The organism is Nocardiopsis mwathae, assembly GCF_014201195.1.
In the GTDB taxonomy this organism is placed as follows: domain Bacteria; phylum Actinomycetota; class Actinomycetes; order Streptosporangiales; family Streptosporangiaceae; genus Nocardiopsis_C; species Nocardiopsis_C mwathae.
Genome location: NZ_JACHDS010000001.1, coordinates 1213188 through 1228083, shown reverse-complemented (window position 1 = coordinate 1228083; position 14896 = coordinate 1213188). Strand labels below are relative to the sequence as shown.

Annotated in this window: 12 protein-coding genes and 2 tRNA genes; 7 read left to right on the top strand and 7 right to left on the bottom strand. The window is 70.8% G+C overall.

What is annotated here, in order from left to right:
* Positions 1-99: 99 nt before the first annotated feature.
* The 3 genes from HNR23_RS04910 to HNR23_RS04900 all read left to right on the top strand — a co-directional run bounded on the left by HNR23_RS04910 (position 100) and on the right by HNR23_RS04900 (position 3370).
* The gene (locus HNR23_RS04910) at positions 100-1275 is read left to right on the top strand and encodes a 4-hydroxybenzoate 3-monooxygenase (RefSeq protein ID WP_184073920.1); all 1176 of its coding nucleotides are present in this window, start codon (positions 100-102) and stop codon (positions 1273-1275) included.
* A gap of 268 nt (positions 1276-1543) precedes the next feature.
* Positions 1544-2425, top strand: coding sequence for an SAM-dependent methyltransferase (locus HNR23_RS04905; protein WP_184073918.1), 882 nt, complete (start codon positions 1544-1546; stop codon positions 2423-2425).
* Between the two features lie 336 nt (positions 2426-2761).
* Positions 2762-3370, top strand: a complete 609-nt coding sequence (locus tag HNR23_RS04900; RefSeq protein ID WP_184073916.1) for a hypothetical protein — start codon at positions 2762-2764, stop codon at positions 3368-3370.
* Between the two features lie 153 nt (positions 3371-3523).
* On the opposite strand, the gene HNR23_RS04895 is transcribed toward HNR23_RS04900, so the two are convergent.
* Together HNR23_RS04895 and HNR23_RS04890 are read right to left on the bottom strand one after the other, a co-directional pair.
* Positions 3524-3596: transfer RNA gene (locus HNR23_RS04895), tRNA-Asn, on the bottom strand.
* A 268-nt stretch (positions 3597-3864) separates the two neighbouring features.
* Positions 3865-3940, bottom strand: a tRNA-Asn gene (locus tag HNR23_RS04890).
* Between the two features lie 299 nt (positions 3941-4239).
* Here HNR23_RS04890 and HNR23_RS04885 point away from each other — a divergent pair.
* Positions 4240-4551, top strand: coding sequence for a hypothetical protein (locus tag HNR23_RS04885; protein ID WP_184073914.1), 312 nt, complete (start codon positions 4240-4242; stop codon positions 4549-4551).
* 36 nt (positions 4552-4587) lie between these two features.
* On the opposite strand, the gene HNR23_RS04880 is transcribed toward HNR23_RS04885, so the two are convergent.
* Positions 4588-4728: a hypothetical protein gene (locus HNR23_RS04880; RefSeq protein ID WP_184073912.1), complete on the bottom strand. Its 141-nt coding sequence runs from the start codon at positions 4726-4728 to the stop codon at positions 4588-4590.
* A gap of 293 nt (positions 4729-5021) precedes the next feature.
* Between HNR23_RS04880 and HNR23_RS04875 the strand changes: the two genes are divergently transcribed.
* Together HNR23_RS04875 and HNR23_RS04870 are read left to right on the top strand one after the other, a co-directional pair.
* Entirely contained in the window at positions 5022-5321 is a 300-nt protein-coding gene (locus tag HNR23_RS04875) for a hypothetical protein (RefSeq protein WP_184073910.1), read from the top strand.
* A 40-nt stretch (positions 5322-5361) separates the two neighbouring features.
* On the top strand, positions 5362-5850 hold the full coding sequence (locus tag HNR23_RS04870; protein ID WP_184073908.1) for a hypothetical protein: 489 nt from the start codon (positions 5362-5364) through the stop codon (positions 5848-5850).
* Here HNR23_RS04870 and HNR23_RS04865 read toward each other — a convergent pair.
* Positions 5847-8765, bottom strand: coding sequence for an FAD-binding and (Fe-S)-binding domain-containing protein (locus tag HNR23_RS04865; RefSeq protein ID WP_184079905.1), 2919 nt, complete (start codon positions 8763-8765; stop codon positions 5847-5849). The two genes, HNR23_RS04870 and HNR23_RS04865, sit on opposite strands and share 4 nt — an antisense overlap.
* A gap of 275 nt (positions 8766-9040) precedes the next feature.
* On the opposite strand from HNR23_RS04865, the gene HNR23_RS04860 reads away from it, so the two are divergent.
* A complete protein-coding gene (locus HNR23_RS04860; protein ID WP_246421588.1) occupies positions 9041-9520 on the top strand; it encodes a pyridoxamine 5'-phosphate oxidase family protein in 480 nt (159 codons plus the stop codon).
* Positions 9521-10096: 576 nt separating this feature from the next.
* Here the strand turns inward: HNR23_RS04860 and HNR23_RS04855 are convergent.
* From HNR23_RS04855 to dnaG, 3 genes are all read right to left on the bottom strand, one after another.
* A complete protein-coding gene (locus HNR23_RS04855; protein WP_184073906.1) occupies positions 10097-11443 on the bottom strand; it encodes a glycoside hydrolase family 18 protein in 1347 nt (448 codons plus the stop codon).
* 242 nt (positions 11444-11685) lie between these two features.
* Positions 11686-12825 (bottom strand): RNA polymerase sigma factor RpoD, encoded by a 1140-nt coding sequence (gene rpoD, locus HNR23_RS04850; RefSeq protein ID WP_184079901.1) that lies wholly within the window; start codon positions 12823-12825, stop codon positions 11686-11688.
* Between the two features lie 86 nt (positions 12826-12911).
* Positions 12912-14795: a DNA primase gene (gene dnaG, locus HNR23_RS04845; protein ID WP_184073904.1), complete on the bottom strand. Its 1884-nt coding sequence runs from the start codon at positions 14793-14795 to the stop codon at positions 12912-12914.
* Positions 14796-14896: the final 101 nt, after the last annotated feature.

Below are 14896 nucleotides of genomic sequence, written 5' to 3'. Positions count from 1 at the left end.
ACGGCCGCCCACCCCCACCGTTCCCCGTGTCGATCATCCGGGATGATCGATGCGAATACACCCCACCTCCGGATGAATTCAGAAAGACCGAGGACTCCCATGCGCACCCGCGTCGGCATCATCGGGGCCGGACCTGCCGGCCTCTACCTCTCCCACCTGCTGCACCGCTCCGGCATCGAGTCCGTGGTGCTGGAGCGCCGCGACCGCGACTACTGCGAGCGGCGGCAGCGCGCGGGGATCGTCGAGCACGGCGTCGCCGAGGCGCTGATCGCGGCCGGTGTGGGCACGCGCATGGAGCGCGAGGGGTTCCGGCACGAGGGCATCGAGCTGCGCTTCGGCGGGCAGGCCCGCCGCATCGACTTCACGGCCCTCACCGGCCGCAGCGTACGCCTCTACCCGCAGACCGAAATCGTGCGCGACCTCATCGCGCGGCGGATCGCCGACGACGGTCGGCTGCTCTTCGAAGCCGAGGCGAGTGCGATCGAGGGCGCCGAGACCGACCGTCCGCGCATCCACTTCACGCACGACGGCACGGAGCAGGTGCTGGAGTGCGACTACGTGGTGGCCTGCGACGGCTTCCACGGCATCGGCCGGGCGTCGCTGCCCTCCGACGTGGTCCGCACCTTCGAGAAGGTCTACCCCTTCGGGTGGCTGGGCATCCTGGCCGACGTGCCGCCGTCGTGCGACGAGCTGATCTACGCGCACCACCCGCGCGGTTTCGCACTGCACAGCATGCGCTCGGAGTCGGTCAGCCGCCTCTACCTGCAGGTCCCCAACGGGACGGACGCGGCCGACTGGTCCGACGAGCAGATCTGGGACGAGCTGTCGGCCCGGTTCGCGCTGCGGAGCGGTGGCTGGGAGCTCAAGCGCGGCCCGATCACCGACAAGAGCGTGACGCCGATGCGCAGTTTCGTCACCGAGCCGATGCGGCACGGGCGGCTCTTCTTGGCCGGGGACTCCGCGCACATCGTCCCGCCCACCGGAGCCAAGGGCCTCAACCTGGCGATGAACGACGTCATGCTGCTGGCCGAGGCACTGGTCGCCGAGGACCGCCGGGGCACCACCGAACTGCTGGACGCCTACTCGGACACGGCGCTGCGCCGCATCTGGCGGGCCATGCACTTCTCCTTCTGGATGACCACCCTGCTGCACACCCTGCCGGAGGACGACGCGTTCGACCAGCGGCTGCGCCTGTCCCACCTGGAGCACATCGCGGCCTCGCCGGCCGCGGCCACCCACCTCGCCGAGAACTACACCGGCATTCCGCGCATCTGACGCACCATGGGCCCCGGGTCGCTCCGCGTCGCCGATCGCCGGGTGGCGGTGCGGAGCGGCCCGGGCCGGTTCACGGGCCGCCCGACTCCGACCGAATCCCCCTTTTCCGGCGAAGTCGCCTATTATCATGCACGTCAGGATGGGGTAAGGGGATTCAGTCCCGTATTTTCTTGGACGAAGGACCCGAAAACGGTGACCCGAATCGGGGGTGAGGAATACAATCCGGAGAGTCAACGCCGACTCCCCTACCTCCCCGTCGAGGACGGCCATGCCCCGCTACGAGACCCCCCGTTTCCTGAAAAACCTGGGCACCACGTACACCCCGCCCGAACAGGTCGACATGAACAAGCCCAACATCGCCCGGGTCTACTCCTATTACCTGGGGGGAAAGGACCATTTCGAGGTCGACCGGGAGATGGCGAACTACGCCGCCGAGATCGTTCCCGGCGTCAATGAGCTCGCGATGGGCAACCGCGCATTCATCCAGCGCGCGGTCCGCTACCTCGCCATGGAGCGGGGGGTCCGGCAGTTCCTGGACGTCGGCTCGGGACTGCCGACCGAGGCCAACGTGCACGAGGTCGCCCACGAGGCCACCGACGACGCCCGCGTCCTGTACGTCGACAACGACCCCATCGTGCTCGCGCACGCCCGCGCGCTGCTCGCCGGCGACGCGAGGACCGGCGTCATCAACGCCGACCTGCGGCGGCCCCAGGAGATCCTCACAGCGCCCGAAACCCGCGACCTGCTCGATTTCAACCAGCCCGTGGGGCTGATCCTCGGCGGAATCCTGCACCACCTGGCCGACGAGGACGACCCGGAGCGCCTCACCCGGGAACTCGCCGACGCCCTCGCGCCGGGCAGCTTCCTGGCCATCAGCCACTTCGCGCGGCCCGACCACCGGAGCCACCCCGAGGAACACGACCGCGCCCTGAACCTGGAGGCGGCCTTCCTGAAGAAGCTGGGCACGGGGCGGTGGCGCACGCCCGAGGAGATCCTGGCCTACTTCTGCGGCTGGAAGCCGGTCGAACCGGGAATGGTGCCGCTCCAAGACTGGCGGCCGCTGCCGGACGCCGCCCGGGTCGCGGGCACGTACCGGATGTCGCCGACCACCCGCCTGCTCATCTTCGGCGGCGTGGCCAAGAAGCCCTGACCCGGTCTCCGGGCACGGGCCCCATCAGGCGTCGGCAGCGGCGGCAGTCGGCAGTCGGCAGTCGGCAGTCGGCTAATCGTGTCGCCTGGAGGCCGTGTTCGGGACGGGCTCCGCCGTCATCCACCGCCCCTGTGCTGGACACACTCCGTGCCCTCCCCGACAGGCTGCGCCAGAGTCAGACCGAATTCGGCCATTCTGCCGCGAACCCCCCTCGGATCGGCCAAGCTGTAACCCACTGTTCAGCGACGAGGGTGGCAGCGGACAGGCGGTGAACCGCGTCCGGGCGGCTCACCGCGCGATTCAGGACGGTGGCCCCCTCCCCGCAGAGGAGAGGCAATGGGTATACGGGACTGGCCCAGGAAACGGGGCTTCATCATCGTCTCCGTCCTCGCGTCGATCATCGCGATATTCGTGTTCACCACGGGAATCGTCTCGATTCCCGACATGCTGTCGCGGATTCAGGGGGCGCCGGAGAACGCACAGGGCGGGAACGGCGGCGCCGAGACATCACCCTCGCCGACGGGCATGACGCCGTCGCCCTCCGCTGACCCTTCGCCCAGTGAGTCGGCCGCCCCTTCGCCGCCGGAAACGGGCACGATCCGGCGCAGCGAGGAAGGGGTCACCGTGTTTCACGGCTACGGCATCGACCTCGACGCCTCCGAGGAGGACTCCCACGACTGGCGCTATGGTGCCGGAACCTTCGACCACGACTTTCGCTGGGTCGTCGGTGTCGTCTCCGTGGAACACAAAATCGTCCCCTCGGCTCCCGACCCCGAATCGTGCCTCGGGACCGGGTATTCGAGCAGCATCATGCAGAGCGACCTACCGAGCGACACGGTGATGTGCGTCAAGACGAGTGAGGGCAGGTTCGGCCGCATCACCTTCACGAGCCGCGACCCTGCGGCCGACTCGATCACGTTCGACGTGGTCGTGTGGAATAACTGAGGTACCCACACCGGGGCTGCGGCCCCGCCGCCACCACCCCGATGAGGACCCGGCGCCCCCGCACGACCGGCGCGCGACAGCGGGTCTGGAGACGGGCGGCCCGGTGACGACAGTGGCCCACCGTCGATGACGGTGGGCCACTGTTCATGGAAGCTCCCGCGACTGGACTCGAACCAGTAACCTGCCGGTTAACAGCCGGCTGCTCTGCCAATTGAGCTACGCGGGATCGTTCTCCCTGCCGCCCCCGGAAGCCTGCGCTTCCGCCGAACGACATGGAATACACTAACGCACCTTCAGCCGTGCTCGTGACACGTTTTCGGCTCCCTTTCGGCTCCCTGCCCGGCTCCCGGACGGGCAGGCGCATCCCCCGTAGCGTGCGTTCCGCCACCGAAGCGTCGTCCTCCACCGGGGCACCGCCCGGCCGCGGCGGGGCCGTCCGAGCGGACGATGGCCCGGGAACGGCGAAAGCCAGGCCTCGGGCCTGGCTTCATGTGTGGCTCCCGCGACTGGACTCGAACCAGTAACCTGCCGGTTAACAGCCGGCTGCTCTGCCAATTGAGCTACGCGGGATCGTTCTCCCTGCCGCCCTCGGAAGCCTGCGCTTCCGCCGAACGACATGGAATAGGTTAGCGCACTTCCCGGCGTGCTCGTGACAGGCTTTCCGCCCGGCACCGCCCGCGGGGCCGGGGACCCCGCCCTCATGTGGCGTCGGCCGGGGGCGAGCGTCGGCCGACCGGCTCCGCCCCGCACGTTCCGCCTCACACCGGGGGCGTCCCGGGCGGTGGCATCCCCGGTATGCGCCGACATGCGCGGTAACGTCGTAGGCATCAGCACCGTCGAAGCAGCACGAGTGACGCCGAGAGGGACCCATGCGCTACCGGATCACGTTCGTCGCAGGCCTGGCCATCGGGTACGTCCTTGGGGCAAAGGCAGGCAAGGAGCGCTACGACCAGATCGCGCGCACAGCCCGCCGCATCGCGGAGAGCCCCGCCGTCCAGGAGACCGCAGGGCTCGTGGGCGCCCAGGTCGGTAACGCCGGCAAGGCCGTGTACGCGAAGGTCAACGAGAAGTTCCCGGTGGAGTCGGTCAAGGACTTCCTCGCCCGCCCCACCGACGAGGAGAACTCCGAGCTGCACACCGGCAACCTCAACGGCTCGGCCCCCGACGAAGCCGCGCGCTGACCATCGCATCCGCGGGGCCGACGGCGAGCCTGGTGGTCACGGTGTCCCGAGAAGCGCCGGCGGCGGCCGGGCGGCCACGGCCGACGCGGGGCGGCACAGGTGCAGGCGGGCGTGGCAGTAGTCGTCGGCGTCGGCCTCCGCGTCGTGCGGGTCCTGGCCGGTGGCGCGCGGGATCATGGCGGTGCTCGCCGGAGAGGGCGCGGCCGAAGGGGGATCCCGGTCTGCGTTACGAGCGCCGGGGCTGCCGCAGGACAGGCTGCCGCGGCTGTTATGGGCGACCGAAATCGCGGCAGTAGCGTTCGCTTCCGGGTCGGCGCCCGTCAGGCGCGGGCAAAACTTCGGGCCTGGGGCGGATCGGACGCGGCCCTCCCCCACCACGCGCGGAATTCGTGCAGGCGGAGCGCGTTTCGCGACGTCGTGGCCGGACAAGATGAGAAACGGTCCGTCACCACGCACGATAGGAACTGCTGATGCGGAGCTTTCCGGTCATTGCGGCAGCCCTCCTCATCGCCGCCACCGCCCTTCCGGCCGCGGCCACGTCAGGTAATCTCACCTGGACCTTCGACCAGGAAAAGTGGCACGTCCACGCCGACCCGGCGTCCGGCTGCTACACGATCGCCGGCCAGAACTCCGCTGCCACCGTCCTGTTCCGCAATGAGAGCCGGAGGGGAGTCATCCTGCACGAGGACACGCGCTGCCACGGGCCATCCGACTTCCTGGCCCCGAAGCGCGAGAGCCGGTTCCCGGCACGGAGCTACGGTGTTCTGTAGTGGCTGCGGGCCGCATCCCTCAGGGGCATAGGTTGGAGGCATGAACCCACTGCGCCCGCATGGTCTGCCCCGCGAGGTCCGTGCCCGGCTGGACCTCGCCCGGGGCGAACGCATCCTCGCGCATGCCGAGGCGGCCGAGGGCACGCTCGTGGCGACGACACGTGCGCTGCACCTGCCCGACGGCCATGCCGCGCGCTGGGAGGTCATCGACCGCGCCCGCTGGGACGAGAACGGCCTCCGCTTCACCGAGGAGGGCGCGGGCGAGCGCACCTACACGCTCGACCGGCCGGGACGGCTGGCCGAGACCGTGCACGAGCGGGTCACCGCCACCATCCTGGTCAGCCACCACTACTCCGTCACCGGTGACCCCGACGGGCTCGGCTTCACCCTCGTCGCGCGCAGGCCCCCGGGCGGGTCCGACATCGCCTGGCAGGTCCACCTCGACGAGGGCGTCCACCCCGACGACCCACGGCTCACCGACCTCGTCCCACAGGCGCTGGCCGTGCTCCGGGCACGGACCGGGGTCTAAGGCCGAGGCCGCCCCTCCCTTTTCCGATCCAACCCCCCGGCCAGGACCTGGGCCAGGTGCAGTGTCGGACGGCCGGTGTGGTGCTCGATCTGGGTGCGGCAGCTGAATCCGTCGGCGAGCACGAGCGTGTCCGGGGCCGCGGCGCGCACCGCAGGGAGCAGGACGCGTTCGCCGACCGCCGTGGAGACGTCGTAGTGCTCGGCCTCGAAACCGAAGTTGCCCGCCAGGCCGCAGCAGCCGGAGTCCAGCACCTCGCCGTCGATGCCCGCGCGCCGCATCAGCTCGCGGTCGGCGTCGAAGCCGATGACCGCGTGCTGGTGGCAGTGGACCTGGCCGATCGCCGCCGCCTCGACGTGCGGCGGCTCCCAGTCGGGGGCGTAGGCCCGCAGGAACCCGGCCAGGGTGTGCACCGACGCCGCGACCCGTTCGCTCTGCTCGCCGGGCACCAGCTCCACCAGGTCGGTGCGGAGCGCCGCCGTACAGCTCGGTTCCAGCCCGACGACGGGCACCCCCGCGGCGACGGCGGAGGCGAGGGCACGCAGTGTGCGGCGCATGACGGTCCGCGCCACCCCCAGCTGGCCGGTGGACACCCACGTGAGTCCGCAGCACACCGGCCCGCGCGGCAGCACGACGCGGAACCCCGCCGCCTCCAGCACCCGCACCGCGGCCACCGGTACCTCCGGCGTAAGGTGGTCGCCGAAGGTATCCGGCCACAGGACGACGGCCCCTCGGCGCACCCCGTCCGTGCCGACCGGTGCGAGTCCGGGAACGGTGTTCCCCGGCGAGGCCCGGGCACGGCGCCGGAACCAGCGGGTGAAGGTGGTCCGGGAGAACTCCGGGATGGCGCGCTGCGGCGCGACCCCGCCGAGCCGCTTCAGCGCGTCGCCGAGGTACCGTGCCCCGCCGAGCCGGTTGGCCTCGGCGGGCGCCAGCGCGGCCAGCCGCGCCCACAGCGGCAGCCACCCCATCGAGTAGTGCGAGGCCGGGCGGATCCGCCCCCTGTAGTGGTGGTGCAGGAACTCGGCCTTGTAGGCGGCCATGTCCACGTTGACCGGGCAGTCGCTGCGGCACCCCTTGCACGACAGGCACAGGTCGAGGCTGTCGCGGACCTCTTCGGAGCGCCAGCCGTCGGTGATCACCTCACCGTTGACCATCTCGAAGAGCATCCGCGCCCGCCCGCGCGTGGAGTCCTTCTCCTCGCGGGTGACCATGTAGCTGGGGCACATCACGCCCGGGCCTTCGCTCCGGCGGCACTTGCCCACACCGGAGCAGCGGCGCAGTGCGCGGGCGAAGTCGCCGCGGTCCTCCGGGTAGGCGAGCACTGTGAGCGGTGCGCTGAGGGCGGCGGGGACGCGCAGGTCGGCGTCGAGCGGCCGGGGGTCGACGATGGTTCCCGGGTTCATCCGGTTCTCCGGGTCCCAGATCGCCTTGAACTCGCCGAACGCGCGGCACAGCCGCTCGCCGTACATGCGCGGCAGCAGCTCGGAGCGGGCCTGCCCGTCGCCGTGCTCGCCGGAGACGGAGCCGCCGTGCGCGGCGACGAGGTCGGCGGCCTCCTCCATGAAGGCGCGGAAGCCGCGGCGCCCGGCCGGGTCGCCGAACTCGAAGTCGATGCGGATGTGGATGCAGCCCTCGCCGAAGTGCCCGTAGGCCACGCCGTCCCGGCCGTGCCGCCGCATCAGCGCGTCGAACTCGCGCAGGTAGGCTCCGAGGCGGTCGGGCGGGACCGCCGCGTCCTCGAACCCCGACCAGGCCTCGGTGCCGGCGGGGGTGCGCGAGGTCAGCCCGGCCCCCTCCTCGCGGATGCGCCACAGCGCCCGCATGTGCGCGGGGTCGGTGACGACGGCGGCCTCCAACGGCCGGGCGGCACCGCTCAGCCCACGTAGCAGGGTGCGGCCGGCCGCGGCCGCCTCCTCTGGGTCGGCGCCGCCCATCTCCACCATCAGCCAGGCGTCGCCCTGCGGCAGGGCGACTCCGGAGCGCGCCCCGGGGCGGTCGAGGGCCGCGACGAGCCGGTCGTTGAGGCCCTCGACGGTGAGAGGGCCGTGGCCGAGGAGTTCGGGCACGGCGTCGGCGGCCTGCGGGGCATCGGGGTAGCCGAGCACCACCAGGGCGCGGGCGGGCGGGGCGTCGACGAGGCGCACGGTGGCTCCCAGCACGGTGACGCAGCTGCCCTCGGTCCCGGTGAGGGCTCGGGCGATGTGCCCGCCGTGCTCCGGGAGGAGCCGGTCGAGCGCGTACCCGGAGACCCGGCGGGAGAAGTCGGGCATGCCGGTGCGCAGGTCGGCCATGTAGGTGGCGGTGAGGTCGCGCAGCGCCGCGTGGATCCGCCCCTCGGGGGTGGGCAGGGCTGCGAGGCGGTCGAACTCCTCGGCGGAGGTGGCGCCGACGGTCATGCGGGTGCCGTCGTACAGCAGGACGTCGAGGGATTCCACGTTGTCCGCAGTGGTCCCCCACGCCACGGAGTGCGCCCCGCAGGCGTTGTTGCCGATCATCCCGCCGAGGGTGCAGCGGCTGTGGGTGGAGGGGTCGGGACCGAAGGTCAGCCCGTGGGGCGCAGCGGCGGCCCGCAGGTCGTCGAGTATGACGCCGGGCTGCACGCGGGCGGTGCGAGCGGCGGGGTCGAGGTGGTCGATCCCGGTCAGGTGCCGCGAGGCGTCGATGACGAGCCCGGGGCCGATGGAGTTGCCGGCGATGCTGGTGCCTCCACCCCGCGGGGTGATCGGGACCCCGTAGGTTCGGCAGGCGGCCACGGCGGCGATGATGTCGTCGGTGGTCCTGGGGACGGCGACGGCGAGCGGGACGTGACGGTAGTTGGAGGCGTCGGCGGTGTAGAGGGCGCGGGCACCCGCCCCGAAGGACACCGTGCCGGACAGGTCGGCGCTCAGCGCACGCCGGAACCCCTCCACATCGATGTCGTGCTGTGCCGCGGCCGGTGCCGCGGCGGCACGGGCTGTGGCGGAGTGGGCTGCGGTGGCGCGGGATTCGGCTGTGTTGTCCACGCCTCCCACCCTGGCGCCGCCGGGCGGCCGCTGACAACACCACCGCGCCCGTCACGACCGCACGCGATACACCCGCACCCGACACGCCCGCGCCGCGGATCGCGTGTGGCCGCCGCCACCGGGTGTCCACCGGAACCCCTGCCACTTCCTGACACCGGTTGTCAGTCTCGGTGCCGATACTGGACGTCATGACGACGACGATGACGACGACCTGGCAGACGTTCAGCGATGAGGCACCCGAGCTGGCAGCAGCCATGCGGGCCCGGTTCGAGGCCACCGAGCACCATGTCCTGGCCACCCTGCGGGCGGACGGATCGCCCCGGGTCAGCGGGACGGAGGTGGCCTTCCACGGCCCCGACATCGTCCTCGGCTCGATGCCCGGCTCGGTCAAGGCCCGCGACCTGCAGCGCGACGGCCGTTTCGCGCTCCACGCCAACCCCGGCGACGGGTCGATGGACGGCGGCGACGCCAAGATCGCCGGTGTCGCGGTCGAGGTCACCGACCCGGAGGAGATCGAGGCGTTCCGCGAACGGGGCGTTCCGCCCGGGCCGTTCCACTTGTTCCGGCTGGATCTGACGGATGCGGTGCTGACCGCGGTGGAGAACGACCGCCTGGCCATCCGCCTGTGGCGGCCCGGCCACGCGGTGAAGGAGCTCAGCCGGGCCTGATCCGGTGGGGCAGTGGGGGGAATCGGGCTTGCCGGGGGCCTTGCCCGCGATCTCCCGCAGAGCCTTGCGGTGGAGACGAGCAGCAGCGACGAGGGAGGGTGGGGGCGTGGGGCGGCCGGTCGCCCCACGCCCCTGCCTCCGTTGATCTCGGAGATATCGGGGTCTCACCGGCCATTTTTCACCCCAATATCCCCGAGACCAACGGACGAGAGGGAGGGAAAACGCTATCCCTGGGCGACGGCCGGGTGTGTGCGGGTGAAGGGTGGCCGGAATGGGTTTCCGCGATGAGCATGGGAAAAAATCCGGCGAAACGGGCGCGATGAGATGCGAGCCCATGATCATCTTCGAGGAGGGCCCGGGGCTCCCGGATCGCGGAAACCGCTGCACGCGAAGCGGAAACCCCGGATTCCGGCCGGGCCGAAGCCGCCGATCCGCCCGCCCCAACCATCCACCGCACCCGAAAAGCCACCGGACAACGCTTTCCCACCCCTCCCCCGATGATCTGTTCCCGAAATGGCCCCGCGGGAGAGCTCCTGCCCGCACCTCAGACCGCCCCGGGCGCCCGACGGCCCCGCCCTACCCGTCCCTGCGCAGGGACTCGTCCATCGCGGTGACCAGGTCGCCCTCGGGGTCCATGTCGAGGTTCCACATCATCAGGCCGCCGAGGTTCAGTTCGCGGACGTAGGCGCCCTTCATGCGGACGATCTCGGGGGTGTCGTACGTCCACCACTCGTTGCCGTCGTACAGCCAGTAGGCGCCGTTGACCGGGTCGAAGAAGCGCTGGCCGCTGCGGTACTTGAGTTCGCCGTACGGGTCCGTGGACTCGCCGTAGGAGCCCTCCGCACCCGCCTCCGCCTGGCTGTAGCGGCCGAAGTCGTCCGGCCCCACCCCGGTCCAGCCTCGGCCGAAGGCGGGAAAGCCCAGGACCAGCTTGTCGGCCGGAAGGCCGTAGTCGAGGTACTGGCGCACCGTTCGGTCGGTGCTGGCGTCGTCGGGCGCCCCCGGGGGCGCGTACAGCTGGGAATGGTGGTCGGTGACGTCGCTCCAGGCACCCGTGAAGTCGTAGCCCTGGACGGTGACGAAGTCGACCTTGGCGAACATCTCCGGCTCGTAGCTGGCCGGGATCTGCTCCTCGCCGTTGGCCACCGAGACCGACAGGTCGTAGCGCTCGCCCGTCTCCGCCCCCAGCTCGTCCATCTGGCGGCGGAACTCCTCCACGACGAGGGTGAGGTTGCGGCGGTCCTCCGGCCGCTCGACGTTGCCCTCCTTGCCGCCGGACACCGGCCACTCCCAGTCGATGTCGATGCCGTCGAAGGCCCCCTCGGCGACGCCTTCGCCGCCCTGGGGTTCGTCGCCGAGGCGGGGCAGGTCGCCGCGCAGCCACAGGTCGATGCACGAGGACACGAACTCGCGCCGGGACTCCTCGTCCTTCACCGCGTCGGAGAAGTAGGTGGACCAGTTCCACCCGCCCAGGCTCAGGCCCACGCGCAGGTCGGGGTACTCCTCGCGGAGCAGGAGGAGCTGGTGGAGGCTGCCGGCGATCGGCTGCTCGTAGCTGTCGGCCTGCCCGTCGACGCTCTCGTCGGCGTCGTAGCGGCGCTGGTACAGCTCCCACGGCTGGTCGGAGTCCTCGGGGATCGAGCACCGGCCGTCGGAGTCGACGTCGCCGAACGCCCAGATGATGCGGGTGAGCCGCTCGGCCGCCCCGCTGTCGGCGACATCCTTGAGCAGGTAGTCGCGGTTGGCCGTGTTCCATTCGGCGAAGTAGGCCATGCGTTCCAGCCGCGCGGGGCCGTCCCCGCGGCCGGCGTCGGTGATCACGCTGAACGCGCTGAAGAACAGGGCGCCGAGGGCCACCGCCGTGATGACTCCGATCAGGGCGGTCCTTCGCCGTGCTTTCGAGGGCGGTTTTTGAGCCGACATCACACTTGACGGTAGCCTTTGCCGCCCCTGCTGCGTACAGGAGTCGCGTCCGATCGGCCACATCAGGCCGTTGCGCGCGCCCGGGGAACTCGGGTGTCGCTCCGCCCGTTGGATATGCCCAGGTCGAGGTCGGGTGGTCGGCGCACCGGTCCACGACCGCGCACCACACGGCGCCGAGGCCGCAGGCCACTCCGTGCCCGGGCCGCCTCCGGGCCGCGGTCACGCCCGTGGTCGTGCCGCGGTCAGTCCAGGAAGTCGCGGAGCATCTGGGCACGTGACGGGTGGCGCAGCTTCGCCAGGGTCTTGGACTCGATCTGGCGGATGCGCTCCCGCGTCACCCCGAACTCCCGTCCCACCTCCTCCAGCGTGCGGGGGTGTCCGTCGGCCAGGCCGAAGCGCAGCTGGATGATGCGCTGCTCGCGCTCGGACAGCCCGCTGAGCATGACCAGCAGCTGGTCCTGCAGCATGATGAACGCCGCCGCCTCGACGGGGACGACGGCGTCGGAGTCCTCGATGAAGTCCCCGAAGTCGGAGTCCTCCTCACCGATGGGCGCATGCAGGGACACCGGTTCCTGGGCGATGCGCTGGATCTCCTGCACACGGTCGTCGCCGAAACCCAGTTCGCGGGAGATCTCGGCGGGGGTCGGCTCGCGGCCGAGTTCCTGGTGCAGTTGGCGCTGCACCCGCATCAGCTTGTTGATGGTCTCCACCATGTGCACCGGGATGCGGATGGTGCGCGCCTGGTCGGCGATGGCCCGGGTGATGGCCTGACGGATCCACCAGGTCGCGTAGGTGGAGAACTTGAACCCCTTGGCGTAGTCGAACTTCTCCACCGCCCGGATCAGCCCCAGGTTGCCCTCCTGGATCAGGTCCAGGAAGAGCAGGCCGCGGCCGATGTAGCGCTTGGCGATGGACACGACCAGTCGGAGGTTCGACTCGATCAGGCGGCGCTTGGCGCGCTCACCTTCCTGGACGAGATGTTCGAGGTCGTCGACGTCCTGGCGGGAGATCTGTCCGGGGACGGCGGAGCGGCGGCCGTCCCGAAGTTTCTGCCCGGCGTAGAGTCCGACCTCGATCGATTTGGCGAGTTCCACTTCTTCTTCTGCCGTGAGCAGCGGAACACGGCCGATCTCGCGCAGGTAGATGCGCACCAGGTCGCTGGTGGAGGTGCGCCGCCCGAAGTCGGAGACCGACGGCGGCGGTTCGTCCGCGACCGGGTCGACGACGTCGACCCCCCGCTGGGCGAGACCGCGCACCACCGGGTCCAGAGACTCGGGTGGGGCGTCCAACCGGTCCAGGGCGGAGGCGACGTCGGCGACGGTCACCGCCTCCCCGGATCGTGAATCCGCGACGAGTTGCGCCACCTGCCGGATCGGCGGCATTTCGCTGGGCAGCACCGATAGAGCCACGCTTACAGTGTGCCCGGTTCCGCCCCGGCATAGAGAGAACTATTTTTGTCACCACGCTGCTACGTGGCCCCGGAACCCCGCTCGCGTATCAAGCGTCTCTGCTGCTCAACGCCCATGAGTTCGGTGAAAACGCGTTGGTATTCCTCGGCATCGGCAGTCGGGTCCAGCCGTCCGAGCCGCGACTTCAGGTTTGCCACCTGGCGATTGATGGAATGAATCCTGATCGTGCCGAGGATTTCCTTGGCGTAATGTTCGTCGAGTTCTCCATAGACCTCGATCGGTTCCACCGCCAGCTGGGTGACGAAGGTGCGCTGCGCCTCGTTGGGCGCGGAGTCGCGCAGCCGCGTGGCCCACTGTGCGGGGTCGCCCACCGCGGCCACTCCCCCGTTGCCCCGGATGAGCTCCGCCATGGCGCGGTGCTGGGGCACCGTGAACGTCTCCGCGTCCAGCGTGTCGAACTCCGCGGCCAGGGCCGGGTACTGCACCGCGATCTTCAGCGCCTGGCGCTCGCGCTGCAGCGAGGGGTCGCGCAGGTCGTAGGGGGCGGTCTCGGCCGCACCGGGCGGGGGCGCAGGGGCGGGGCGGCCGCGACCCGGGCGGCGTTCGCCCTCGGGGCGGCCCATGTGCTGGGCGACCCGGCGCAGCACCTGGCGCTCGTCCATGAACCCGGTCCACTTGTCCAGGTCCTTGGCGTACTCCTTGCGGAGCCCGGCGTCGCGGATGGTGGCGATGATGGGCGCCGCGGCGTCGATGGCGGCGAGGCGGCCCTCGTTGGTGTCGAGGTTGTGCTCCACGATGCGGCTGCGGATGACGAACTCGACGAGGGGTTTGCGGCCGGCGACCAGGTCGCGCAGTGCCCCGTCCCCCCGCTGGATACGCAGGTCGCAGGGGTCCAGCCCGTCGGATTGGACGGCAACGAAGCTGTCGGAGCTGAAACCGTGGCTCTCGTCGAAGGCGCGCAGCGCCGCCTTCTGCCCCGCGGCGTCGCCGTCGAAGGTGAAGATCACCTCGCCGCCCTGGTTGGAGCGGCCGAGCAGCATCCGCCGCAGGATCTTGGCGTGCTCCTCGCCGAAGGAGGTGCCGCACGTGGCCACGGCGGTGGGGACCCCGGCGAGGTGGCAGGCCATGACGTCGGTGTAACCCTCGACGATGACGGCCTGGCGCTGCCGGGCGATCTCCCGCTTGGCGAGGTCGAGCCCGTAGAGGAGGTGTCCCTTCTTGAAGATCGGGGTCTCGGGGGTATTGAGGTACTTGGGGCCGTCGTCCTCGGGGTCGAGCTTGCGCGCGCCGAAGCCGACGACATCGCCGGTGACCTCGCGGACCGGCCACACGAGCCGGTTGCGGAACTTGTCGTAGGCGCCGCGCCGCCCCTGGCTGGCCAGTCCGGCGGTGATGATCTCCCGGTCGGAGAACCCCTTCTTGCGCAGGTGGGTGGTGAGGGTCTCCCAGCCGGGCGGGGCGAATCCGATGCCGAACTTCTCGGCGTCGGCGCGGGTGAACCCGCGCTCGCTCAGGAACCGTCGCCCCTCCTGCGCCCCCGGGCTCAGCAGCTGCTCGACGTAGAACGCCGCGGCCTCCCGGTGCGCCTCGATGAGCCGCTGCCGCTGGCCCTGATCGGCCCGAGCGGACCTGCCGCCGTGCTCGTAGCGCAGCTGGACCCCGGCCTGCTGGGCGAGGTGCTCGACGGCGTCGACGAAGCTGAGCTGTTCGATCTCCTGGATGAAGCGGATGACGTCGCCGCCCTCGCCGCAGCCGAAGCAGTGGTAGAGGCCGCGGGCGGGCGTGACGTTGAAGGAGGGCGACTTCTCGTCGTGGAAGGGGCACAGGCCCTTCAGCGAGCCGCCTCCGGCGTTGCGGAGCTGAAGGTACTCGCCGATGACGTCGGCGATGGGGGAGCGCTCGCGCACGAGCGCGATGTCTTCGTCTCTGATTCGGCCGGCCACAGACTAGAGCGTATGTCCCCCCGCCCCCAGTTTCACCGTGCTTCTCTCACCTGTGCGGGAAAGTGGATTACGGACGGCCCGCATGCGAGAGTCAGGTGGTG

Bases quoted from the DNA above. Each gene is read 5' to 3' on its own strand.
- HNR23_RS04875 (WP_184073910.1), top strand. From the start codon at position 5,022: ATGCGGAGCTTTCCGGTCATTGCGGCAGCCCTCCTCATCGCCGCCACC.
- HNR23_RS04885 (WP_184073914.1), top strand. From the start codon at position 4,240: ATGCGCTACCGGATCACGTTCGTCGCAGGCCTGGCCATCGGGTACGTC.
- HNR23_RS04870 (WP_184073908.1), top strand. From the start codon at position 5,362: ATGAACCCACTGCGCCCGCATGGTCTGCCCCGCGAGGTCCGTGCCCGG.
- HNR23_RS04910 (WP_184073920.1), top strand. From the start codon at position 100: ATGCGCACCCGCGTCGGCATCATCGGGGCCGGACCTGCCGGCCTCTAC.
- HNR23_RS04860 (WP_246421588.1), top strand. From the start codon at position 9,041: ATGACGACGACGATGACGACGACCTGGCAGACGTTCAGCGATGAGGCA.
- HNR23_RS04905 (WP_184073918.1), top strand. From the start codon at position 1,544: ATGCCCCGCTACGAGACCCCCCGTTTCCTGAAAAACCTGGGCACCACG.
- HNR23_RS04880 (WP_184073912.1), bottom strand. From the start codon at position 4,728: ATGATCCCGCGCGCCACCGGCCAGGACCCGCACGACGCGGAGGCCGAC.
- HNR23_RS04855 (WP_184073906.1), bottom strand. From the start codon at position 11,443: ATGTCGGCTCAAAAACCGCCCTCGAAAGCACGGCGAAGGACCGCCCTG.
- HNR23_RS04900 (WP_184073916.1), top strand. From the start codon at position 2,762: ATGGGTATACGGGACTGGCCCAGGAAACGGGGCTTCATCATCGTCTCC.
- rpoD (WP_184079901.1), bottom strand. From the start codon at position 12,825: ATGCCGCCGATCCGGCAGGTGGCGCAACTCGTCGCGGATTCACGATCC.